Annotated in this window: 22 protein-coding genes; 10 read left to right on the top strand and 12 right to left on the bottom strand. The window is 71.8% G+C overall.

What is annotated here, in order from left to right; genetic code table 11:
* Positions 1–31 precede the first annotated feature (31 nt).
* The 5 genes from Q6348_RS12225 to ctaE all read right to left on the bottom strand — a co-directional run bounded on the left by Q6348_RS12225 (position 32) and on the right by ctaE (position 5033).
* Entirely contained in the window at positions 32–658 is a 627-nt protein-coding gene (locus tag Q6348_RS12225; protein ID WP_304601553.1) for a superoxide dismutase, read from the bottom strand.
* Positions 659–855: 197 nt separating this feature from the next.
* Positions 856–2538 carry a cytochrome bc1 complex cytochrome b subunit gene (gene qcrB / locus Q6348_RS12220; protein ID WP_304601552.1) on the bottom strand — a complete coding sequence of 561 codons (1683 nt, stop codon included), beginning with the start codon at positions 2536–2538 and terminating at the stop codon, positions 856–858.
* Complete coding sequence (gene qcrA, locus Q6348_RS12215) at positions 2535–3557, bottom strand: cytochrome bc1 complex Rieske iron-sulfur subunit (RefSeq protein ID WP_304601551.1); 1023 nt, start codon at positions 3555–3557, stop codon at positions 2535–2537. The genes qcrB and qcrA overlap by 4 nt, the downstream gene beginning before the upstream one ends.
* Complete coding sequence (gene qcrC, locus Q6348_RS12210; protein ID WP_304601550.1) at positions 3554–4339, bottom strand: cytochrome bc1 complex diheme cytochrome c subunit; 786 nt, start codon at positions 4337–4339, stop codon at positions 3554–3556. The genes qcrA and qcrC overlap by 4 nt, the downstream gene beginning before the upstream one ends.
* Before the next feature lie 46 nt (positions 4340–4385).
* The gene (ctaE, locus tag Q6348_RS12205; protein WP_304601983.1) at positions 4386–5033 is read right to left on the bottom strand and encodes an aa3-type cytochrome oxidase subunit III; all 648 of its coding nucleotides are present in this window, start codon (positions 5031–5033) and stop codon (positions 4386–4388) included.
* A 157-nt stretch (positions 5034–5190) separates the two neighbouring features.
* Here ctaE and Q6348_RS12200 point away from each other — a divergent pair, with 157 nt between their 5' ends.
* Positions 5191–5625: a response regulator transcription factor gene (locus tag Q6348_RS12200; RefSeq protein WP_304601549.1), complete on the top strand. Its 435-nt coding sequence runs from the start codon at positions 5191–5193 to the stop codon at positions 5623–5625.
* Positions 5622–6671 carry an anthranilate phosphoribosyltransferase gene (gene trpD, locus Q6348_RS12195; protein WP_304601548.1) on the top strand — a complete coding sequence of 350 codons (1050 nt, stop codon included), beginning with the start codon at positions 5622–5624 and terminating at the stop codon, positions 6669–6671. Before Q6348_RS12200 ends, trpD begins: the two co-directional genes overlap by 4 nt.
* Positions 6672–6680: 9 nt before the next feature.
* On the opposite strand, the gene Q6348_RS12190 is transcribed toward trpD, so the two are convergent.
* A complete protein-coding gene (locus tag Q6348_RS12190) occupies positions 6681–6962 on the bottom strand; it encodes an Lrp/AsnC family transcriptional regulator (RefSeq protein ID WP_304601982.1) in 282 nt (93 codons plus the stop codon).
* 29 nt (positions 6963–6991) lie between these two features.
* Entirely contained in the window at positions 6992–8824 is a 1833-nt protein-coding gene (locus Q6348_RS12185) for a DEDD exonuclease domain-containing protein (protein WP_304601547.1), read from the bottom strand.
* 108 nt (positions 8825–8932) lie between these two features.
* On the opposite strand from Q6348_RS12185, the gene Q6348_RS12180 reads away from it, so the two are divergent.
* Positions 8933–9166, top strand: coding sequence for a hypothetical protein (locus tag Q6348_RS12180; protein WP_304601546.1), 234 nt, complete (start codon positions 8933–8935; stop codon positions 9164–9166).
* A 2-nt stretch (positions 9167–9168) separates the two neighbouring features.
* Here the strand turns inward: Q6348_RS12180 and Q6348_RS12175 are convergent, their stop codons facing one another.
* Positions 9169–11001 (bottom strand): AMP-dependent synthetase/ligase, encoded by a 1833-nt coding sequence (locus tag Q6348_RS12175; RefSeq protein WP_304601545.1) that lies wholly within the window; start codon positions 10999–11001, stop codon positions 9169–9171.
* A gap of 141 nt (positions 11002–11142) precedes the next feature.
* On the opposite strand from Q6348_RS12175, the gene Q6348_RS12170 reads away from it, so the two are divergent.
* A complete protein-coding gene (locus tag Q6348_RS12170; RefSeq protein ID WP_304601981.1) occupies positions 11143–12102 on the top strand; it encodes an ROK family glucokinase in 960 nt (319 codons plus the stop codon).
* A 27-nt stretch (positions 12103–12129) separates the two neighbouring features.
* Here Q6348_RS12170 and Q6348_RS12165 read toward each other — a convergent pair whose 3' ends face one another.
* Entirely contained in the window at positions 12130–12624 is a 495-nt protein-coding gene (locus Q6348_RS12165) for a hypothetical protein (protein ID WP_304601544.1), read from the bottom strand.
* 65 nt (positions 12625–12689) lie between these two features.
* Between Q6348_RS12165 and Q6348_RS12160 the strand changes: the two genes are divergently transcribed.
* The 3 genes from Q6348_RS12160 to Q6348_RS12150 all read left to right on the top strand — a co-directional run bounded on the left by Q6348_RS12160 (position 12690) and on the right by Q6348_RS12150 (position 16142).
* Positions 12690–13481: a lysophospholipid acyltransferase family protein gene (locus tag Q6348_RS12160; RefSeq protein ID WP_304601543.1), complete on the top strand. Its 792-nt coding sequence runs from the start codon at positions 12690–12692 to the stop codon at positions 13479–13481.
* A gap of 94 nt (positions 13482–13575) precedes the next feature.
* Entirely contained in the window at positions 13576–14793 is a 1218-nt protein-coding gene (locus tag Q6348_RS12155; RefSeq protein ID WP_304601542.1) for a pyrophosphate--fructose-6-phosphate 1-phosphotransferase, read from the top strand.
* On the top strand, positions 14790–16142 hold the full coding sequence (locus tag Q6348_RS12150) for a class II 3-deoxy-7-phosphoheptulonate synthase (RefSeq protein WP_304601541.1): 1353 nt from the start codon (positions 14790–14792) through the stop codon (positions 16140–16142). Before Q6348_RS12155 ends, Q6348_RS12150 begins: the two co-directional genes overlap by 4 nt.
* A gap of 59 nt (positions 16143–16201) precedes the next feature.
* Here Q6348_RS12150 and Q6348_RS12145 read toward each other — a convergent pair whose 3' ends face one another.
* Positions 16202–16849, bottom strand: a complete 648-nt coding sequence (locus Q6348_RS12145; RefSeq protein ID WP_304601540.1) for a DedA family protein — start codon at positions 16847–16849, stop codon at positions 16202–16204.
* A 205-nt stretch (positions 16850–17054) separates the two neighbouring features.
* On the opposite strand from Q6348_RS12145, the gene Q6348_RS12140 reads away from it, so the two are divergent.
* Together Q6348_RS12140 and Q6348_RS12135 are read left to right on the top strand one after the other, a co-directional pair.
* Entirely contained in the window at positions 17055–17894 is an 840-nt protein-coding gene (locus Q6348_RS12140) for a PIG-L deacetylase family protein (RefSeq protein WP_304601539.1), read from the top strand.
* Entirely contained in the window at positions 17891–18919 is a 1029-nt protein-coding gene (locus Q6348_RS12135) for a lysylphosphatidylglycerol synthase domain-containing protein (RefSeq protein ID WP_304601538.1), read from the top strand. The genes Q6348_RS12140 and Q6348_RS12135 overlap by 4 nt, the downstream gene beginning before the upstream one ends.
* Positions 18920–19012: 93 nt before the next feature.
* Here Q6348_RS12135 and pknB read toward each other — a convergent pair whose 3' ends face one another.
* Positions 19013–21046 (bottom strand): Stk1 family PASTA domain-containing Ser/Thr kinase, encoded by a 2034-nt coding sequence (gene pknB / locus Q6348_RS12130; protein ID WP_304601537.1) that lies wholly within the window; start codon positions 21044–21046, stop codon positions 19013–19015.
* 35 nt (positions 21047–21081) lie between these two features.
* Positions 21082–22218 carry a lytic transglycosylase gene (locus Q6348_RS12125; RefSeq protein WP_304601536.1) on the bottom strand — a complete coding sequence of 379 codons (1137 nt, stop codon included), beginning with the start codon at positions 22216–22218 and terminating at the stop codon, positions 21082–21084.
* 127 nt (positions 22219–22345) lie between these two features.
* Between Q6348_RS12125 and Q6348_RS12120 the strand changes: the two genes are divergently transcribed.
* Positions 22346–22726, top strand: coding sequence for an Rv2175c family DNA-binding protein (locus Q6348_RS12120; protein ID WP_304601535.1), 381 nt, complete (start codon positions 22346–22348; stop codon positions 22724–22726).
* Positions 22727–22730 lie beyond the last annotated feature (4 nt).

The raw sequence follows: 22730 nt of genomic DNA, 5'->3' as shown, positions 1-22730 counted from the left end.
TCGGGGACCGGGCACCTGCGTGCGCTGCGCGTCAGCTCGGGACGATGAGGCCCTTGGTCTGCGCCGTGGCGCGGGCGAAGCGCTCCTGCGCGTCAGCCCAGTTGACGATGTTCCACCACGCCTTGACGTAGTCGCCCTTGACGTTGGTGTAGTCGAGGTAGAAGGCGTGCTCCCACATGTCGAGCAGCACGATCGGCACGATCCCGAGCGGGATGTTGCCCTGCTGGTCGTAGAGCTGGAAGATCACGAGCTTCTGCCCGATCGAGTCCCACGCGAGGATGGACCAGCCCGAGCCCTGGATGCTCGTCGCCACAGCCGTGAAGTGCGCCATGAACTTGTCGAACGAGCCGAACTGGTCGTCGATGGCCTGCGCAAGCTCGCCCACCGGCTTGTCGCCACCGTGGGGCGACAGGTTCTGCCAGAAGGCGGAGTGGTTCACGTGACCGCCGAGGTTGAACGCGAGGGTCTTCTCCAGGCCCATCACGGCACCGAAGTCGCCGGACTCGCGCGCAGAGGCGAGCTTGTCCAGCGTGGTGTTGGCCGCCGAGACGTAGGCCTGGTGGTGCTTGTCGTGGTGCAGCTGCATGATCCGCCCGGAGATGTGCGGTTCGAGCGCCGCGTAGTCGTAGGGCAGGTCGGGAAGGACGTAGTCAGCCACTCCAGGCTCCTCCAGGTCGTTCGCGCGTGCGCCCGTGACGGGCGCCTTGGTCCCCACTCTGCCTCCGTGCGGCGAGGTCCGCGAGGCGAGCGGGCTCCCGTCTCGCGGGGTGATCATGGACTCCTCGGTCGGGCCTCCGCGACGGACGAAGGGCGCCCGGGGAGTCCCCGCGGCGCCCTTCGTCCGTGTGAGATGCCTCAGCCGGCGGAGGAGCCCTCGCGCGTGGCCGTCAGCTCGGGCGCGTCGTGCTGGGAGGCCGAGATCTCGTCGTGGCCACCGTGCGCCTGTGCGGCAGCCAGCTCGGCGGGTGTGACGGGCTCCACGCGATCGGCGTAGAAGAAGCGCGAGACGCGCGAACGGATCGCGTCGCGCCGGTACCCGGGGCGACGCACTCCCCGCTCGTTCTGGGCCGGCAGCAGCGGGATCGGACGGCGCGGCTCGTGCTGGACGCGCAACCACCGCTCCTCCTCGTCCAAGGGTTGGTGGACCTCGATGTACTCGCCGGTGTCGAACCGGACGATCTTGCCGGTCTCGTGCCCGTGCAGGACCATCTCGCGGTCCTTGCGCTGCAGGCCGAGCGCGACCCGCTTGGCGACCGTGAACGTGACGACCGGAAGCACGAAGATCAACACCCGGAAGGTCCAGGTGATCGCCTCGATCGAGAGACTGAAGTGGGTGGCGATGATGTCGTTGGTACCGGCCAGCACGAGCACGAGGAAGACCGACAGGAGCGAGTACCCCAGGGCGGTGCGCACGGGTGCGTTGCGGGGGCGGTCCAGGACGTGGTGCTCACGCTTGTCGCCCGAGGCCCACGACTCGATGAAGGGGTACAGCGCCATGCTCGTGAACAGCAGGCCCGGAACGACGACCGCCGGGATGAGGATGTTCAGCGACAGCGTGTACCCGCCTATGACGACCTCGAGGAAGCCGGGCGTCAGACGGAGCGCTCCCTCGAGGAAGAGCATGTACCAGTCGGGTTGTGCACCGGCAGAGATGGGGGAGGGGTCGTACGGCCCGTAGTTCCACACCGGGTTGATCGTCATCGTCGCGCCCATGAGGGCGAGCACGCCGAAGATGATGAAGAACATCCCGGCCTGCTTGGCCGCGTACACCGGGAAGATGGGGTAGCCGACCACGTTCTTGTTCGTCCGTCCGGCCCCCGGGAACTGGGTGTGCTTCTGCAGGACGACGAGGAACAGGTGCAGCCCGATCAGGCCGAGGATCAGGGCCGGCACCAGCAGGATGTGCACGGTGAACAGCCTCGGGATGATGTGCTGACCGGGGAACTCGCCGCCGAAGATGAAGTACGACAGATAGCTCCCGATGATCGGGATGGACTTGACCACGCCGTCCGTGATGCGCAGGCCGTTCCCCGAGAGCACGTCGTCCGGCAGGGAGTATCCGGAGAACCCTTCGGCGAGCCCGAGGATGAGGAGGGTGAAGCCGATGATCCAGTTGATCTCCCGCGGCTTGCGGAATGCGCCCGTGAAGAAGATCCGGAACATGTGCACCACGATGGCGCCGATGAAGATCAGCGCCGCCCAGTGGTGCATCTGACGCATCAGGAGCCCACCGGTCACCTCGAAGGACAGGTGCAGCGTCGAGTCGAAGGCCTTGGACATCTCCACGCCCTGCATCGTGGCCAGGGGCCCCGAGTACGTGACCTCGTCCATGCTGGGCACGAAGAAGAGGGAGATGAACGTCCCGGTCAGCAGCAGGACGATGAAGGAGAACAGCGCGATCTCGCCCAGCAGGAAGGACCAGTGGTCGGGGAAGATCTTGCGGGAGAACTCCTTGAGGACCTTCGCCAGCCCGGTGCGTTGGTCGAGGTAGTCCAGCGGGGGGGCGAGAGCGCCGGCGTCGCGGGCGTTGGTGCTCACTTCAGACGCTCCCAGAAGCTCGGTCCGACAGGCTCGTGGAAGTCCGACTGCGCCACGAGATACCCCTCGGTGTCCACGGTGATCGGGAGCTGGGGCAGCGGGCGGTCCGCGGGCCCGAAGATCACCTTGGCGCCGTTGGAGATGTCGAACGTCGACTGGTGGCACGGGCACAGCAGGTGGTGCGTGCGCTGCTCGTACAGGGCCACCGGGCACCCGACGTGGGTGCAGACCTTGGAGTAGGCCACGATGCCTTCGTAGGACCAGCCCTCGCGGTCCGGGGCCTCGTGCAGGTCGCGGGGGTCGAGGCGGATCACGAGCACCATCGCCTTGGACTTCTCGTCCAGGGGATGCTCGAGCTTGTTCAGACCCTCCGGGATGACGTGCACCGCCGAGCCGATCGTGACGTCGGAGGCCTTGATCGGCCTGCCGGTCGGGTCGTGCGTGAGGCGAAGCCCCTTCTTCCACATGGTGTGCCGGAACTTCGAGATGTCCCAGTCCCCGCCGACGCTCCCGATCAGTGGGACCGCGAAGCCGAGGGGTGCCAGCGCGACCGCGGTGATCATGGCTCCCTTGATCGCGCCCCGTCGGCTCAGGCCCGTGTCCGACATGCCGTCGGCCAACATCTCGGACGCCTGCTCTCGCGTCTCGGTGTCCGACACCATCGGGTGCCGGTACTCGATCTTCTCGTGGTCGTTCATCAGCGACTTCGACCAGTGCACGGACGCGGCTCCGGCAAAGATGAAGGTCGCGGCGAGCCCGAACCCGATGAGCATGGTGGATAGCCGGATGCTGGCGATGGTCGCGCCCGGCGGCACGGTGAAGTAGGCGACGATCGCGCCGATCGTGCCCAGCGCGGAGAGCATGAACAGCACGACGACGATGCGCTCGGATCGCTTCGCGGCACCGTCGTCCACGTCCGTCAGTCGCGGATGGTGCTCCGGGAGGCCGGGATTCTCGAACCGCTGCGGCAGCGCGTGCTGCTCGACGGGCAGGCCGACCTCGGTCGACTCGTCGCTCATGAGGACTTCGCTCCGATCCAGACTGCGGCGCCGATCAGGGCGCCGATTCCCAGCAACCACGCCCACAGGCCCTCCGACACCGGGCCGATCGAGCCGAGCGTCACGCCGCCCGGCGAGCCGGCCTTCTGGGCCTGCAGGTAGGCGATGATGTCGCGCTTCTCCTGGGGAGTGATCGTGGCGTTGTTGAACACCGGCATGGACTGGGGGCCTGTCACCATCGCCTCGTAGATCGTGGTGGGCGACGCCTTACCCAGGTTCGGCGCGTACTTCCCGTTGGTCAGCGCACCACCCTGCCCGACGGCGCCGTGGCACATCGCGCAGTTGGTGCGGAACAGCTCCATGCCCTGCGCCGCGTCGCCCTTGGCCGGATCGACCTCCTCCGGGGCGGGGACCGCAGGGCCGGGGCCGAGGGAGGCGACCCAGGCCGCCATCTGGCGGATCTGCTCCTCCGTGAAGATGACCGGCTTGGCGGGTGCCTGGGCGCCCTGGTTCATCAGCGGCATGCGCCCGGTGGAGACCTGGAAGTCGACCGCGGCCGCGCCCACGCCGATCAGGGACGGCGCGACGCCCGGCCGCCCCTGGGCGTTCATGCCGTGGCAGGTGGCGCAGTTGGCCCGGAACAGGTTGTTGCCCGCGGTGAGGTCGTCCTGGGTGGGAGCCGACGCGGCCTGGGCCGGTCCCGGGGTGAAGGCGGCGTACAGGACGCCGGTCGTGAGCAGGGCAAGGGCGAGGAGCACCACAGGTGCGAACCGGTGGTGCCGGCGGGCGGCGATCGCCTTCACGAACAGAACCTCGTCTCGGGGTCGGCGGGGTGGTGGTCGGGTGCGGTCACTTGATCAGGTAGATCGAGGTGAACAGCGCGACCCAGACGACGTCGACGAAGTGCCAGTAGTAGGACACCACGATCGTGCTCGTCGCCTCGTAGTGGCCGAAGCGTCGCGCCGAGAAGGACCGCCCCAGGAGGAACAGGAAGGCGATCAGTCCACCGATGACGTGCAACCCGTGGAAGCCGGTGGCCAGGTAGAACACCGAGCCGTAGGGGTTGGACGAGATCGTCAGGCCCTCGTGGGACAGGGTCGCGTACTCGTGCACCTGACCCGCGACGAAGACAGCGCCCATGAGGAAGGTGAGGGTCATCCACTCCTGCATGCCCCAGCGGTTGACCTTCCACAGCGCCCCGGTCCGGGCCGGCTGGAAGCGCTCGGCCGCCCACACGCCCATCTGGCAGGTGACCGACGAGAGCACCAGCACCGTGGTGTTGATCGTCGAGTAGGGCAGGTCGAGCAGGCTGCTCTCCTGCGGCCAGAGCTGCGGGACCGCCGAGCGGATCGTGAAGTACATCGCGAACAGCCCGGCGAAGAACATCAGCTCGCTGGAGAGCCACACGATCGTGCCGACCGCGACGGGGTTCGGCCGGTGGACGCTCAGCTCTGGGCGGACAGTCGGGGCGGCGGTGGCGGTGGACACGGTGGCCATTATGGCGGACATCAGCCATTCGTGGGTCCTAAGTCCTGGAATCGGTCGGGGCGAGTCGCGGATCGCGTCGTCTCCTGCCCGCCCGTCGTGGAAAGATGCCGGTGCGGCATCGCCGGACCACGGGCGGTGCGCGTCCCGGACGAACGAGCGAGGCGGCATGGTGAGCAGCGAGGATCAGGACCGGTCGAGCGAGGTGGAGGCGCGCGCGTCGGTCGCGCGGATCCTGGTGTACAGCGACCACGTGCAGACGCGGTCGGCCGTCCGCGGCGCCATCGGTCACAGCCTCGGCCCGGACCTGCCGACCGTCGAGTGGCACGAGGCCGCCACCCTCAGCGCCGCGCTCGACGCGGTCCGCGCGGGCGGCCTGGACCTGCTCGTCCTGGACGGGGAGGCCGGCAAGGCGGGCGGCATGGGCCTCGCGCGGCAGGTCAAGGACGAGATCTACGACGCCCCGCCGGTCCTGCTGCTCATCGCGAGGCCTGCCGACGCCTGGCTCGCCTCGTGGTCCGAGGCGGAGAAGGTCGTCGCGCAGCCGATCGACCCGTTCGAGCTCGCCGAGACCGTCGCCGGGATGTTGCGGGTCTCGGCGTGAGCACCCGGCTCACCTGGCCGGCACTGCTGCGCAGCCTGCTCGCCGGTGAGGACCTGGACGCCGAGCGGGTGCGCTGGGCCATGGGCCAGGTGATGTCGGGAGAGTCGACGCCCGTGCAGCTCGCGGGCTTCCTGGTGGCGCTGCGGGCGAAGGGCGAGACCGTCGAGGAGCTCGCCGGGCTCGCTGACGAGATGCTCGCTCACGCGGTCCGCATCGAGGTACCGGGGCCCGCCGTCGACGTGGTCGGGACGGGTGGCGACCTCAAGCACACCGTGAACATCTCGACGATGGCGGCGTTGGTCACCGCCGGGGCCGGGGTGCGGGTGGTCAAGCACGGCAACCGGGCCGCAACGTCGTCGAGCGGGACGGCCGACGTGCTCGAGGAGCTCGGGCTGAGGCTCGACCACGACCCTGCGCGAGTGGCCGAGCTGGCGTCCGAGGTGGGGATCACCTTCTGCTTCGCGGCGGTGTTCCACCCGGCGATGCGGTTCGCCGGCCAGGCCCGCAAGGAGCTGGGCGTCCCCACCGCGTTCAACGTCCTGGGTCCCCTGACCAACCCCGCCCAGCCGCGGGCCTACGCGATCGGCTGTCCCGACCGCCGTCTGGCGCCGCTGATGGCCGGGGTGCTGGCCAGGCGCGGCGTCTCCGCCCTGGTGTTCCGCGGTCACGAGGGCCTCGACGAGCTCGCCGCGAACGGTCCCGCGGACCTGTGGTGGGTCCGAGAGGGCCGGATCGAGGAGCAGGTCGTGGACCCCGTCGCGGAGCTCGGACTGGACCGACTGGACCTCGCAGACCTGCGGGGCGCCGATCCGGCGTTCAACGCCGGCGTGGTCCGGCGCGTGCTCGCGGGGGAGCCGGGGCCGGTGCGCCAGACGGTGCTGCTCAATGCCGCGGCCGCCCTGACGGCCGACGGTTCGCTGCCGGGGACCGGTCAGGGGGATCTCGTCGCCCGGCTGCGGGCCGGCCTGGGCCACGCCGCCGCGTCCGTGGACAGCGGCGCCGCGGCCGGGGTGCTCGAGCGCTGGATCGCCGCCTCGCGCGCCTGAGGCGTCTCCTCAGCCGTCGAGCCCCAGGGAGAAGGCGGCCTCCAGGTCGCCGCGCGAGTAGGCGCGGAACGCGATGTAGGTCTGCGTGCGCAGCACGCCCTTCACCTTGCTCACCCGGTCGGCGATGACGTCGGCGAGCTGCTCGTGCTCCTGGACCCGGACCATCGCGATGAGGTCGGTCTCGCCGGTCACGGAGTACACCTCCGTGACGCCGGCGAGCTCCGCCACGGCCTGCGCGACCTCGGGGATGCGACCGGGGTCGGTGTCGATGTGGACGATGGCGGTGATCATGCTCGTGCCCTTCTGCTCGGCTGGGGCCATCATGCCGTGCCCGGTGCGGCGAGCGCGCACTGCGGTGCGGCGTCGCGCGCGTCGCGAAGAGCGGGCGTGCCCCGGTTGGCGGGGCGGTCCCGACCTGCCACCGGGACCGATGGGCCGTGGTGCACGGCAGCGGCGACCGCACCCGGTTCGCGGAACGCCTCCGCGCCGCGCACGGGGCACTCCCAGCCGTCGTCGACCTCGACCAACCGGACGCCCGGCTCCTCGAGCCAGGACAGCACGAGCTCGGTCTCCTCGGGGTGTGCCGCGGTCGCCGGGGCGCGCGGCGGCGCCACGTGCTCGGCCGTGGCCACGAGGGTGTCCAGCACGGCTCGTGGGTGCACGCCGCGCGGACTCGTCGCCGTTGCGGCCAGTCGCCCGTGCCGGACGACGACGAGCTCCCAGCCACCGTCGTGCGGGCGAGCCGCGAGCAGCTGCGCCTGCTGCGCCGCACGCGTGGCCCGCTGCGCCCGGGCCGCGCCCCGCAGGAAGGCGTCGAGGCGGTCTCTCACGGCGGCCGCCTCCTCGAAGCGTTCCTGGCCGGCCAGGGCCGCGATCCGCTCGGCGTGGTGGGCGACCACCGGCCCCGGGTCGCTCACCATCGCCGCCCGGACGCGGTCGACCAGCTCGCCGTAGCCGGCGGCGTCCACACCTCCGACACACGGAGCCGCGCACCGCCCCATCCCGGCGAGGGCGCAGGCGCTGGCGGCCGCGGCCGGTATCCGCGGTAGGCGCGTGGTGCACCGCCGCAGGTCGAACGTCGCCTGCAGGGCCTCCACGGCTCGCTGCGCGGCAGCCCGCCCGGCGAACGGCCCGACGTGCGCCTCGACGCGGTCCCCGTCAGCCCGCACCTCGCGGACCACCGACAGCCGAGGGAAGGGTTCGGCCGTGAGCCGTACCCATGGCATGCGCTCGGGGAAGCGGGAGCGGCGGTTGTACCGCGGTGCGTGCTCGGCGATCAGGCGCAGCTCGCGCACCCGCGCCTCCAGGACGGTGCCGCAGACCACGGGCACGACGCGCTCCGCGAGGCCGACCATCTCGGTCATCCGTCGGCGGTGCTCCGCGGCGGTGAAGTAGGAACGCACCCGGCGCCTGATCGACGTCGCCGTGCCGACATAGAGGACCTCGCCGCGGGCGTCGACGAACTGGTAGACCCCCGGCCCGTCGGGAAGGCCGTCGGCGAGGTGGCGCTTGCGACGCCGCGCGGCGGGCACCGGATCGGTGGCTGTGGCCAGATCCTCCAGGTGCGTCACACCCAGGGGTCCGAGCCTGCCCAGCAGCGCGTGCAGCACGTCCACGGTGGCGCGCGCGTCGCTCAGCGCCCGGTGGTCGGGCGTCACGGTGGCGTGGAAGAAGGCGGCCAGGGTGCCGAGCTTGTGGTTCGGGACCTCGTCGCGGGTGACGGCTCGGCGCGCGAGCGCCACGGTGTCGAGCACCGCGAAGCCGGGCCACGGGTGCCCGAGGTCGCGAGCAGCCGCCTTGAGGAACCCGACGTCGAACCGGGCGTTGTGGGCGACCAGGACGGCGCCCCGGGCGAACTCGAGGAACGCCGGCAGCACGGACCCGATGCCGGGGGCGGTCGCGACCATCGCGGTGCTGATCCCGGTCAGCGCCGTGATCTGGGCCGGGACGGGGCCGCCCGGGTTGACCAGGGTCTGGAACTCCCCGAGCACCTGCCCACCGCGCACCTTGACCGCTCCGACCTCCGTGATGGCGGCGGCCGACGGGCTGCCGCCCGTGGTCTCCAGGTCGACGACGACGAACGTGACGTCGGACAGCGGGGTGCCGAGGTCGTCGAGCGTCGGCTGCACGGGCGACGACCGGGGATCGGGCATGTCCGACACGCTAGGTCCAGGCGCGGACACGCCCTCGGTGCCCGTGGGCGTGTCGACGCCCGTGCCCTCCGCCCTGGCGTGTCGGACCCCGGCGCTAGCGTCCCGGTCATGCTCATCGACTGTGGACAGTGCGCGGTGCGCGGCGATGCCTGTGCGGACTGCGTGGTGACGTTCCTGACCGCCGGTATGCCCCTGGACGCCCCGGCGCTGCCGGACGGCGCAGCCTCGGCGTACGCCGCGCCACCGGACCTCGACGCCGCGGAGCGGGGGGCGATCGACGTGCTGGCTCGTTCCGGGCTCGTGCCGCCGTTGCGTCTGGAACCGCGCCGGCGTGCTGGGTGAGCTCAGCTGCCCGCGGCCTGCCGGGTGTCCACGTAGAGCTCGTCGATCACGTCGGTGAACTCCTCGAGCACCTTGGCTCGCTTCACCTTGAGCGACGGGGTCAGCAGGTCGTTCTCGATCGTGAAGTCGGTCGTCAGGATCGTGTACTTGCGAATGGACTCGGCCCGCGACACGGCGTCGTTGGCCCGTTCGACGGCTCGATCCAGCGCCGCGCGCACGCCCGGGTGCTCGCTGGCTGCCGTGACGTCCATGTCCGGCAGGTCGTGCGTCGCCAGCCAGCCGGGCAGGGCGTCGGCGTCGAGCGTGACCAGTGCGCCGATGAACGGCCGTTGGTCGCCCACGACCACGACCTGGCTGACCAACGGGTGCCCGCGCAGCCGGTCCTCGAGGGTCGCGGGGGCGACGTTCTTGCCACCGGCAGTGACGATGATCTCCTTCTTGCGCCCGGTGATGCGCACGTAGCCGTCGGCATCGATCGAACCGAGGTCCCCCGTGCGGAACCAGCCGTCCACCAGGGCCTCGGCGGTCGCCTCCGGGTTGTTGTGGTACCCGAGGAAGACCCCCTCGCCCTTCGCGAGGATCTCGCCGTCCTCGGCGATCCGGATACCGGTGCCCGGCAGCGGAGGTCCCACCGTGCCGATCTTGGTGAGGTCGGGGATGTTGACGTTGGTCGGGGCGGTCGTCTCTGTGAGGCCGTAGCCCTCGAGGACCCGCAGGCCGACACCCCGGTAGAAGTGCGCGAGGCGCTCACCGAGGGGCGCTCCGCCGGAGATCGCCCAGGCGGCCTGCCCGCCGAGGGCGGCACGGAGCTTGTGGAGCACGAGAACGTCCGCGACCTTGTGCTGCAGCCGGAGCCACGGGCCCGGTCCGCGTTCGGTGTCCAGGGCGCGGGAGTAGACGATCGACGTCTTGGCGGCGCGCTGGAAGATCCCGCGCTTGCCGCCGGCCGCGGCCTTCTGCTCCGAGGCGTTGTAGACCTTCTCGAACACCCGCGGCACCGAAAGGATGAACGTGGGCCGGAACGCCTGGAGGTCGTCCAGGAGGCTCGAGGTGTCGGGGGTGTGGCCGAGCACGGCGTCGGCCGGCACCACGAGGACCTCGATGAAGCGCGCGAACACGTGGGCGAGGGGCATGAACAGCAGCGTCCGTGACCCCGGCGGGCACACCTGTTCACCCAGCCTGGCGAGGGCGTTGCGGGTCAGCCCGATGAAGTTGCGGTGCGTGAGCTCTGCGCCCTTGGGGCGCCCGGTCGTCCCGGAGGTGTAGATGATCGTGGCGAGGTCGTCGGCGCCGGCGAGGGCCGAGCGACGCTCGATCTCGGCGTCCGGCACGTCCACCCCTGCAGCGACGAGCGTGTCGATCGCCCCGTCCTCCAGCACCAGGACATCGCTCACGGACGGGGCCTGAGGTCGCGCTTCGGTGACCACCGCGGCATGGGTCGCGGTCTCCACCACCACCAGGTGCACGTCGGCGTCGGACGCGATCCAGGCCACCTGGTCCGGCGAGCTGGTCTCGTACAGCGGCACGGGGACGGCGCCGGCGGTCCACGCGGCGAAGTCGAGCAGCGTCCACTCCCACCGGGTCCGGCTCATGATCCCGACCCGGTCCCCGGGCGCCACGCCGTGCGCGACGAGCCCCTTGGCCACGGCGCGGACCCGCAGCTGCACCTCGCGGGCGCTGAGCACCTGCCAGGTGCCGTCGTCCTGCTTGACCTCGATGAGCGGTGCCTCACCCGCGCGCGCCACGCGAGCGTCCAGCAGGCCGGCGAGGTTCTCCCCGGGTGCGGTGGCCGCCAGGGCCGGTGTGACGTGCTCGGCCGGGATGGCCCCATCCATGCTGACTCCATCGACAACGGGACGGACAGTGCGACGACGATAGCCGAGGCGGACGGTCCCGGCGCGCGAGGCCTCGGTGTCGGTACCCTGCCTGGCGGCGACCTGCAGGTGCGGGTCGTGGAGCGAGACGAGAGGCGGCCCATGCACGCGATCGGGGTGGACATCGGCGGCACCAAGATCGCCGCCGGGGTCGTCGACGACGAGGGTGCGATCCTGGCCCAGGTCAGGGTGACCACGGACGCGACGGACGCGCAGAGCGTGGACGCCGGGGTGATCGAGGTCGTCCGGGAGCTGGCGTCGTCCTATGAGGTGGGTGCGATCGGGCTCGCCGCCCCCGGATTCATCAGCTCCGACCAGGCCACCGTCCTGCTGTGCCCGAACTTGCCGTGGCGGGACCACCCGCTGCGCCGGAGGGTCGCCGAGGGGCTCGGCACCCAGGTGCCGATCGTCGTGGAGAACGACGCGAACGCCGCGGGCTGGGCGGAGTTCAGGTTCGGGGTCGGTCGCGACGTGCAGGACATGGTGCTCCTGACCATCGGCACGGGTCTCGGTGGCGCGCTGGTCGTGGCCGGTCGGCTGGTCCGCGGTGCCTTCGGAGTCGCTGCCGAGGTCGGGCACATGCGGGTCGTGCCGGACGGGCACCTGTGCGGCTGCGGGCTGCACGGCTGCTGGGAGCAGTACGCCTCCGGGCGCGCGCTGGTCCGGTCCGCGCGGACCGCGGCGGCCAACCTCCCGGAGAGCGCCACCCGGATGGTCGAGCTGTCCGGCGGCGGCAAGATCAAGGGCCCGGCGATCACCGTCGCTGCGCAGGAGGGCGACCCGCTCGCGGTCTCGCTGCTGGCCGAGCTCGGCCGGTGGATCGGCGAGGGCTCCGCGTCGGTGGCCGCGTTGCTGGACCCGGCGCTGATCGTGATCGGCGGTGGCGTGGGGGAGGCCGGGGAGCTGCTCCTCGAGCCGGCCAAGGAGGCCTTCCTGGGCGCGCTGTCCGCGCGAGGGTTCCGGCCCGAGGCGCGGATCGAGCTGGCGTCGATGGGCAACGACGCGGGGATCGTCGGCGCTGCGGACCTGGCCCGGATCGGACCGGAGAAGGTCGAGCAGTGACCCGGGCCCGCTGAGTCGCCCGTCTCCTCAGACCACGGCCCCGGTGTCGTCCTCGCCGCCGGGTGGCCGATGGTGCGGCATCCGCCACAGCAGCACGCCCAGGCCCAGCAGGAACGCCACACCGGACACCTCGAGCAGCCAGCCCGGGATGTCCCGCCACGCGACCAGCGCGACGATCGCCAGTACCGGGACCGCGAGCACGGCGACCCACGCCATGGTCAGGAGCGGGTCACCGCCGAGTACCGGCCCCGGATCCGGTGGGACGAAGTGCTCCTCCGCCTCCTCCACGGCCGGGTCGGGCGCCCAGGAACGGGGGTCAGGGGACGCGGTCGCGCGGCGTTCGGGGCCGTCCTCGGGTGGCGGCTCGTCCGCGACGTCGTCGGTCCGGCCCTCGTCGGCGGGAGCGCGGTCGGGCGCCGCACCGTCCTCGAGGTCACCCAACCGGGCGACGATGTCGCGCCATTGGGCGTCGAGGTCGGGCTCGTCGGGCGGCTCGCCCGACGGGACACCACGTGGACTCATGCCGAGCACTCTAGAGTCGTCCCATTGCCCGTGCCGACGTCGGGGCGCGCAGTGGAGGTGAGTGAGTGTTCTACTGGCTGATGAAGATGGTCATCGGCCCGCTGCTGCGTGCCATGTTCCGCCCGTGGGTGCGGGGTCTGGACCATGTGCCGAACACCGGGGGCGCCATCCTGGCGAGCAACCATCTCGCGGTGATCGACTCCTTCGTGCTACCGCTGGTGCTGTCACGCAAGATCCGGTTCATCGGCAAGGCCGAGTACTTCACCGGGACCGGGATCAAGGGACGCCTCAAGGCGGGCTTCTTCCGCGGCGTGGGGACGATTCCCGTGGACCGAGGCGGCGGCAAGGCCAGCGAGGCGGCGCTTCGCACCGGTCTGGGGGTCCTGGAGTCGGGCAACCTGTTCGGGATCTACCCGGAGGGCACGCGGAGCCCCGACGGCCGGTTGTACCGCGGCAAGACGGGAGTCGCCCGGCTCGCACTCGAGGCCGGGGTCCCGGTGATCCCGGTCGCGATGATCGGCACCGACGTCGCACAGCCGATCGGTCGCGTGATCCCGAAGTTCATGCGGATCGGCGTCGTGATCGGCGAACCGCTGGACTTCTCCAGGTACCAGGGGATGGAGAACGACAGGTTCATCCTGCGGTCGGTGACGGACGAGATCATGTACGCCCTCATGAGTCTGTCCGGTCAGGAGTACGTCGACATGTACGCCGCGACCGCCAAGGCCCGGATCGCTGCCGGCAAGCCCGTCGACCAGGACCGGCCGTCCCAGGCGGGGGCGCCCGGGGGTCGCAGCGCGCCGGACGTCCAGGTGCCGGGACCTCCGGAGGAGCCCGACGAGGCGTCAGTAGACTGATCGGCGATCACCCCGGGACGTCCGGCCCGCCCACGGGCGCCGCCGTCGGGCATCCTGCCGGGGTTCGAGAGCCGTTCTACGGAAGGTGCCTGTCATGCCGGTTCGCCGCGTCGCCCTGCTCACCGCCGGCGGGTTCGCGCCCTGCCTGTCCTCTGCGGTGGGCGGCCTGATCGAGCGCTACACGGAGATCGCACCCGAGATCGAGATCATCGCGTACCAGCACGGCTACCACGGCCTGCTCACGGGTACGAAGATCGTCGTCGGCGACGAGGCGCGCGCCAAGGCGGGCCTGCTGCACCGGTTCGGTGGCAGCCCCATCGGCAACTCCCGGGTCAAGCTCACCAACGTCGCCGACTGCGTCGAGCGTGGCCTGGTCGCCGAGGGCCAGAACCCCCTGCAGGTCGCCGCCGAGCAGCTCCAGGCCGACGGCGTGGACGTCCTGCACACGATCGGCGGCGACGACACCAACACCACCGCCGCGGACCTGGCCGCGTACCTCAAGGAGCACGACTACGACCTGACGGTCGTCGGCCTGCCCAAGACGATCGACAACGACGTGGTGCCGATCAAGCAGTCGCTGGGCGCCTGGACCGCCGCCGAGCAGGGGGCGGGCTTCGCCCGGAACATCATCGGCGAGCACCGGTCGGGCAACCGGATGCTCATCGTGCACGAGGTGATGGGCCGGCACTGCGGGTGGCTGACGGCCGCCACCGCGGCGGACTACCGTCGCTGGCTGGACACCCAGGAGTGGGTCCCGAGCCTGGGCCTGAGCCGCGAGCGGTGGGACGTGCACGCCGTCTTCCTGCCCGAGCTGGCCCTGGACATCGACGCCGAGGCGGCGCGTCTCAAGGGCGTCATGGACGAGATCGGCAACGTCAACATCTTCCTGTCCGAGGGCGCCGGCATGCACGAGATCGTCGAGCAGCTCGAGGCCGCGGGCGAGGAGGTGCAGCGGGATGCGTTCGGGCACGTCAAGCTGGACACGATCAACCCCGGCCGGTGGTTCGCCAAGCAGTTCGCCTCGAAGCTCGGCGCGGAGAAGGTCATGGTGCAGAAGTCCGGCTACTACTCCCGGGCCGCTGCCGCGAACCCCGAGGACCTGCGGCTCATCAAGTCGATGACGGACCTCGCGGTCGAGTGCGCACTGCGCGGCGAGGCCGGAGTGATCGGGCACGACGAGGAGCGCGGCAACGTGCTGCGGGCGATCGAGTTCCCCAGGATCGCGGGGGGCAAGGCCTTCGACGTGCACCAGCAGTGGTTCACCGATCTGCTCGCCGACATCGGCCAGCCGTTCAAGCCCGCCTCGGCATGAGCGTCGAGCCGGAGCCTGGCCTGGTCGAGAGTCTCGACCTGTGGCGTCACCTGCCGGCGGAGCAGCAGCCGGCCTGGCCGGATCCTGCCGCCGTCGCGGATGCCACCGCCCAGCTGGCGTGCGAGCCGCCGCTCGTGTTCGCCGGCGAGGCGGACGTCCTGACGCAGCGACTGGCTGCGGCGGGCCGCGGCGAGGCGTTCCTGCTCCAGGGCGGCGACTGCGCGGAGACGTTCGCGGACGTCACGGCAGACAACATCCGCAACAAGATCAAGACGATCCTGCAGATGGCTGTGGTGCTCACGTACGGCGCGAGCCTGCCCATCGTGAAGATGGGCCGGATGGCCGGACAGTACGCCAAGCCGCGCTCGTCGGACGTCGAGACCCGTGACGGCGTGACGCTGCCGGCGTACCGCGGTGACGCGGTCAACGCGCACGACTTCACGCCGGACGCACGCAGGCCGGACCCGTTCCGGATGCTTGCGGCGTACCACCGGTCGTCGGCCACCTTGAACCTCATCCGGGCCTTCACCCAGGGCGGGTTCGCCGACCTGCGGCGCGTGCACGAGTGGAACCGGGGCTTCACCGCGAACCCGGCCTACGCCCGCTACGAGCACCTGGCCGGCGAGATCGACCGGGCGATCCGGTTCATGGCGGCCGCGGGGGCGGACTTCGACGCCTTGCGGACGGTCGAGTTCTTCTCGAGCCACGAGGCGTTGCTGCTCGACTACGAGCGGCCGCTCACGCGCATCGACTCACGCACCGGGACGGCCTACGACTGCTCGGCACACTTCATCTGGATCGGCGAGCGGACCCGGCAGCTCGACGGCGCACACGTCGACTTCCTGTCGCGGGTGCGCAACCCGATCGGGGTCAAGCTGGGGCCGGGGACGACCCCGGACGACGCGCTGGCCCTCATGGACAAGCTGAACCCCGACGACGAGCCGGGTCGCCTGACCTTCATCACCCGGATGGGCGCCTCGCGCATCCGCGACGCCCTGCCGCCGCTGGTGGAGAAGGTGACCTCGTCCGGGCGGCCGGTCACGTGGGTCAGCGACCCGATGCACGGCAACACGATCACCTCGGCAAGCGGGTACAAGACGCGTCGGCTCGAAGACGTCCTGGACGAGGTCCGCGGCTTCTTCGCGGTGCACCGCGCGGCGGGCTCCGTGCCCGGCGGTGTGCACGTCGAGCTCACGGGCGACGACGTGACCGAGGTGCTGGGTGGTTCGGAGCAGATCGACGACGAGGGGCTGGCCAGGCGCTACGAGACCCTCGTGGACCCCCGACTCAACCACCAGCAGTCGTTGGAGATGGCGTTCCAGGTCGCAGAGATGCTCCGGGAGAGGTGACCCGAGGGCACGAGCGCGCGCGGGTGGTCCTGACCGCGCGGAGGACGGCCGCCGGGGTCTCAGGCCGACGGTGGCTCGGCACACCCGTGATCGGCGGGGTCCCGGGTGTCGCTGCGGTGCCGCCGGATGGCGATCACGGCGACGGCGACCAGCACGATCCCGGCGACCGCCAGCGCGGCGTACCGCCCGAAGGTGTGCTCGACGCGGGCGTAGGAGGCGCCGGCCAGATACCCCACGGTGACCACTGCGACGCCCCAGGTGAGACCGCCGAGGGCGTTGAACGCCAGGAACCGCCCGTACGGCATGCGGGCCGTTCCGGCCAGCGCCGGCATCACGGCACGGAAGAACGCCGTCCAGCGGCCGAGGAACACCGCGGGTGCGCCGCGGCGCGCGAGGTAGTCCTGGGCCTGCCGGATACGCCGTTGCCGGTGCACCAGGGGTCGGATGCGCATCAGCCGCTGCCCGAGGTGCTTGCCCACCTCGTAGCCGACCGAGTCGCCGGCGACCGCGGCCGCCACGACCACGGCCATCGCGGCCGCGAGGCTCGTCTGGCCGCGCTCGGCCGCCACACCCGCGAGCACTGCAACGGTCTCGCCGGGGACGACGAAGCCCACGAACAGGGCGTCCTCGGCGAACACGGCCAGCCCTGTGACCACGAGCACGAGCCAGCCGGGGGCGTTGAGCAGCTGGTCGATGAGGCCGGTCACCGCACGAGCCTCGCGCACGTCGCCGACCTCCGCACGGCGGGCCGTCGGGGCCGGCTCCCAGCGAACTCCCAGCCAAGTGCGGTGCTATACCCCTGCCATCCGATGATGAGAAGCGGGGACAGCATGCCCAACCGGACGCAGCGCGGGACGCAGCGACCCCTGCGACGGAGGGCCGACGAGCCGGCCCGGGGGCGAGCGAAGCGCGATGGGTGAGCGTCCGCGCCGCACCATCGTGTCGTTCCACGCGCACCCGGACGACGAGGCGCTCCTGACGGCTGGCACTCTCGCGGCGCTGGCGGCCGCCGGCCACCGGACGGTGCTGGTCACCGCGACGGCGGGGGAGCAGGGACTGGCTGACCCGCGGCTGGGGACCGGAGCCGAGCTGGCGGAGCGGCGTGCGCGTGAGCTCGCCGACGCCGCGCGGGCGATGGGCTGCGCCCGGCACGAGATCTTGGGCTACCTGGACTCCGGGATCGACGGCGCGGCCTCGGGCCGGGACGGTTTCGCGCACGTCGACGTCGAGCCTGCGGCCGAGCGTCTGGCCGCGGTCCTGCGGCGGGAAGAGGCGGACGTGCTGACCGTGTACGACCCTGCGGGGGGCTACGGGCACCCGGACCACCTCCAGGTCCACCGCGTGGGCATCCGAGCGGCGCGCCTGGCCGGAACGCCCTTGGTCCTTGAGGCGACTGTCGACCCCAGGGTCCTGCTCGCCGGCACGCCGTGGTTCCCGCTGTTGCCCGGCGGCGTCCGCCGCCGGCCGGGGCCGGAGCCCGACCGCACCACGCTGCGCGTGGACGTGCGTGCGTTCGTGCCCGCCAAGCGTGCGGCCATCGCCGCGCACCGCAGTCAGCTGCGGCCCGGGCTGCGGACCCTGCGGGCGCTGCTGGCCCTGCCGAGCCCGGTCTTCGCCGCGGTGCTCGGCCGGGAGTGGTTCATCCACCGGGGCCACGAGGGCCAGGAGATCCTCGACGGGTTGCTGGAGGCGGTGTCCAGTCCGCTGGCCGCCCTCGACGGCGCCGGCCTGCGACTCCCCGAGCCGCGATGAGCGGGGACGAGATCCCGGCAGAGGTGCGGTCGGCCACCCGGCCCGCTCTGCTGCGACGCCTCGTCACCGGTGTGCTCGGCGTCGCGGTCCTGGTGGCCATGGTTGCCTTCCTCCCGCGAATCGCCGGGACGACGTGGCCCGCGGTGGGTGACCTCGTCCGTGGGATCGCCCCCGCCGCGCTCCTGGGACTCGGCGGCCTCTGGTTCACGACGGTGCTCGCGCACAGCGTCGTGCAGACCGGCGCCCTGCCCGGGCTCGGCTACCGCAGGGCCGTCGCATTGAACGCGGGCAGCAGCGCGGTGGCGAGCTCCGTCCCGGTCGGCGGTCCGGTCAGCGTCGCCGTGAACTGGGCGATGCTGCGTTCCTGGGGGTTCGGGCGCTCCGACTTCTCCACGTACACCCTGGTCACCACGATCGTCATGACCGCGGCACGGCTCGCGGTACCCCTCGTCACGGCTGTGGTGCTGATCGGCGCCGGAGGCCTGCCCTCGGTTGCGGGCCCGATCGTCGCCGTCTCCGCCGTCGCCCTGGTGGTCCTCGGGGGAGCCATGGGCGTGCTGGGTGCACCTGCAGTGCGGCGTCGGCTCGCCGCAAGTGCACACCCCGGGCTCCTGGGACGGGTCGCCCGGGGCGTCGACGCGGCACTCGAGGAGTCCAGGGCCGTCCTCGTCGACCGTTGGCTCACGCTGTCCGCTGCTGCCGCCGTGCAGCTGGTGCTCCAGTACGCGCTGCTCGTGGGCTGCCTGGCGATCACCGGTGCCGGGGTCGGGCTCACGGTGGCCCTGGTCGCGTTCGCGGCCGGCCGCCTGCTGTCGGTCCTGCCGGTGACGCCCGGTGGCCTGGGGGTGACGGAGACCGGTGTGGGCGCGCTGCTGGTGGCCCTCGGCGCCCCGGCAGCCGCTGCCGTCGCGGCGGTGCTGCTCTACGGGCTGTACATGGTGGTCCTGGAGATCCCGATCGGTGCGGGAGTGCTGGCGTGGTGGCGCATCGCCGCTCGCCGCCGTCGGCAGCCGTCGGCAGCCTGACGGCGGGGCTCCTGGCCGGTGGTGGGCCCGCCCACCACACAGTCGCCGGGGTGTCGCGAGCGGCCGACTCGCCGGCTCGACCCGGCGTTCGGATCAGCCGATCTTGATCGTGACGGTACTGCCTTGCGGCGCCTGCTGGTCAGCGGCGGGGTCCTGCGCCACGACGCGCGCACCGAAGAGCTTCCCGAACACCCCATAGGTCACCTTGACCTGGAATCCGGCGTCCTCCAGGGTCTTGGTCGCTCGCTTCTCGCTCTCGCCGAACACGTTGGGGACCGTCACCAGCGGCGGGCCCTGGGAGATCGTGATGATGATGTGGTCCGTGCGGTGTGCCGCGGTGTCGGGCGCAAGGGACTGGGCCATGACCTGGCCCTCGGGGTAGTCGGTGGAGTAGTCCTGCTTCTGCTCGACCTTGAGGCCGACGGCTTCGAGCGCCTTCTTGGCGGCGGTCGCATCCTGCCCCAGCACCGACGGCACCGTGACCGGCTTCGGGCCGTCCGAGACGGTGACCGTGACCGTGCTCCCCACCGGGAGCTGCGCGCCGTCCTCGGCGGAGATCCCGAGCACCCTGCCGGCAGGGACGCTGTCGTCGTACTGGTGCTGCGGCTCGGGCACGTCGAACCCCGCCGCCTTGAGCGCCGCCACCGCGTCGGCCACCGGCGAGCCCGCGAGGCCGGACGGCACCGTGCGCAGGTCGGGGCCCTTGGACACCGCGAGCGCGACCGAGCCGTTCTTGCGGATGCGCTCCCCGGGAGCCGGGTCGGTGGAGACCACCGAGCCCTTCGGGATGGTCGGGCTGAACACCGGGGTCGTCGCACCGGCCTGGAGGCCGTGCGCGGCGAGCGCCTGCTTCGCGGTGGCGAGCTCGGCGTTCACCAGACCTGCGGGGACGGTCGTCCACGCTCCGGGGCCCGCGGCCGCGTACCACCAGCCCCCGCCCGCCAGCGCAAGCACGAGGGCGAGCAGCAGGAACGGCCACACCCGGCGCCGCCGGGACGCAGGCGCCTCGGTCCGCGCCTCGAGACCCTGGCCGATCGTCAGGGCGATGGTGCGGCTCATGCCGAGGTCCGTGGTCGGCTCGCGGGCGGGCTCGACCTCGAGCCGCGTGGTCGCGTCCGGGTCGTCCCCGGCGACCGGACCGTCCACGGTGGCCACCACGTCGCCCGCGGCTCCCGCGTGCTCGTCCTCGACCGGCTCCTGGTGCTGCCCGCTGCGGCCGACCTCGGCGCCGTCGACGACCGGGACGTCGGCCCGCCGTCCCAGGGTCGTCTCGTCGAGCGAGGCCCGCACCCGGTGCACGAGCTCCAAGGCTGCGGCGGCATCGTGGGGGCGGTCGTCCGGGTCGCGCGCCGCGAGCGACGCGACGAGCTCGTCGACCTCGATCGGGAGCCACGTGACCCGGTCCGACGGAGCCGGCATCTCAGCATGCACGTGCTGGTAGGCGACCTGGATCGGGGTCGCTCCGGTGAACGGCTGCGCGCCGGTGAGCATCTCGTACAGCAGGATGCCCACCGCGTACACGTCGGTGCGCGTGTCGGTGAAACCCGTGGACACGAGCTCGGGAGCGAGGTACGCGACGGTCCCCAGGATGGTCCCGGTGGTGGTCGACGTGACCTCGGTGATGGCGCGGGCGAGGCCGAAGTCGGCGACCTTGATCTGCTCGCGCGTGCCGATCAGGACGTTCTCCGGCTTGATGTCCCGGTGCACGAGCCCGGCCTGGTGGGCGACGGTGAGCGCGTCGAGCACGTCGGCCGCGACCCGGAGCGACTCGCCGACGCTCAGCGCCCCCAGCTCGCCTAGCCGCCGGCGCAGGTTCGTGCCCTCGACGTACTCCATCGTGAGGTAGGACATGTCGCCGTCGACACCCTGGTCGAGCACACCGACGAGACCGTGGTGGGCGAGGCGTGCCGCGGTCTTCGCCTCGCGGCGGAACCTTGCGACGAACTCCGAGCCGGACGTGCCCTCGGCCAGGTGGGGGTGCATGACCTTGAGGGCGACGTCGCGGTCCAGGCGGCGGTCCCTGGCCAGGTACACCGTGGCCATCCCGCCCCGGGCGATCCGGCGCACGACCTCGTACCGGCCGTCGACCAGATGGCCGATCAGGGGGTCCGTCAGGGTCGTCGCCACGGCGGCAGTCTACGGTCGCATGCTCGGCGAACCACTCAGGCGAACCGCGACATGAGTGTTCTGACGTTCGCGACGTAGCGGCGCGTGTCGGCGTACATGCCGTGGCTGCGGACGCTCGACAGGCCCTGGTAGTAGCCGGCGATCGCGGTGGACACGTCCCCGGTGGACCGGGTCAGCTGGCGCAGGACGACCACGCCGGCGACCACGTTGTCGGCCGGGTCGAGGAGGTTCAGGTGTCTTCCGACCAGCTCGGAGGCCCACTCGCCGGTGGACGGGATGACCTGCATCGTGCCGATGGCGTTGGCCGGGGAGACCGAGGTGTGGTCGAAGCCGGACTCCTGGAAGGCCACGGCCTGGGCGAGGGCTGGGTCGACCCCGTACTTCTTGGCGGTCGCGACGATCATGGCCTGCATCTGCGCCTTGGACGGAACGCCGATCTCGAGCAGTGCCGCCTTGTTCCGATTCGCCGACGCGACGGTTGCGGCGGGGTACGTGCGCCCCGCGAACGTGTCCCCGACGAGGCCCGAGGTGACCGACGAGCTCCGGGTGGGGACCTGCAGGGTCTGGCCGATGCGGATGAAGGCGCGCGCGTCGAGGCCGTTGGCGGCGACGATCGCGGACACGCTCGTGCCGTAGCGGGCCGCGAGGTGGGAGACCGTGTCACCGGCTCTGACCGTGTAGGTGGTCGTCGTGGCGGTGACCGCCGGACTCCCGGCAGATGGGGTGGCCTGCGGTGCCGCGCTCGACGGGATCACCAGGTCCTGGCCGGCGAGGATGAGGGCGCGCGAGTCGAGGCCGTTGGCGGCGACGATGGCCGCGACGGTTGTCCCGTACTGCGCTGCGATGCCCGAGACCGTCTCGCCGGTGCGGACCGTGTGCGTCGTCGTCGTCGGCGGCGCCGGGGCGGGCGACGGGGCGGCCGCGTCGGGGATGCTCAGCATCTCCCCGACGCGGATGAGCGCGCGGCGGTCCAGGCGGTTGGCGCTCACGATGGCGGACGTCGTGGTGCCGTAGCGCACCGCCAGCCCTGAGACGGTGTCGCCGGGCTGCACCACGTGATCGCGCGCCTGCGCCGGTGCCGCCGTGGCGACGCTCGCGGCGACGAGTGCGACGCCGACGCCTCCGGTGACCCGCAGCCGCGGGGAGAGAACGCGCGACGTGTCGGTGGCCATGGTCCGTCCTTACCTGTGACGAAAGTTGCCAATGTGACTGAAGTTACTGCTGAGCAACGTACCCGACGCGCCTCGGAGGCGAAAGGTCCGGTCACACGCCCGTCCGGGTGACCTCTAGGCTGGCAGCGTGGATGACGTGCGACTGGAGGACCTGGTCGGGGACTGGCTGCCGCTGCCCGACGTGGCCGAGCGGCTCGGCACCGACGTCGGCAAGGTGCGGCGCATGCTGGCGGACGGCTCGCTGATCGCCGTGCGGCTCGGGGAACGCCAGGTGCTCGGCGTCCCGGTGGCGCTGCTGCACGGCGACGACGGCGTGCTGCCCTACCTCACCGGCACCATCACAGTCCTGCGCGACTCCGGCTTCTCCGACGAGGAGGCCGTGGCCTGGTTGTTCACCCCGGACGCGTCGCTCGCCGGCCTGCCAGGCGGTCCGGCGACCCCGGTCGAGGCGCTGCGCGCGGGGTTCAAGACCGAGATCCGGCGTCGCGCCCAGGCCCTCGCCCTCTGACGCC

This window comes from Actinotalea lenta, assembly GCF_030586465.1.
Taxonomy (GTDB): domain Bacteria; phylum Actinomycetota; class Actinomycetes; order Actinomycetales; family Cellulomonadaceae; genus Actinotalea; species Actinotalea lenta.
This window is presented reverse-complemented; position numbering and strand designations above follow the sequence as displayed.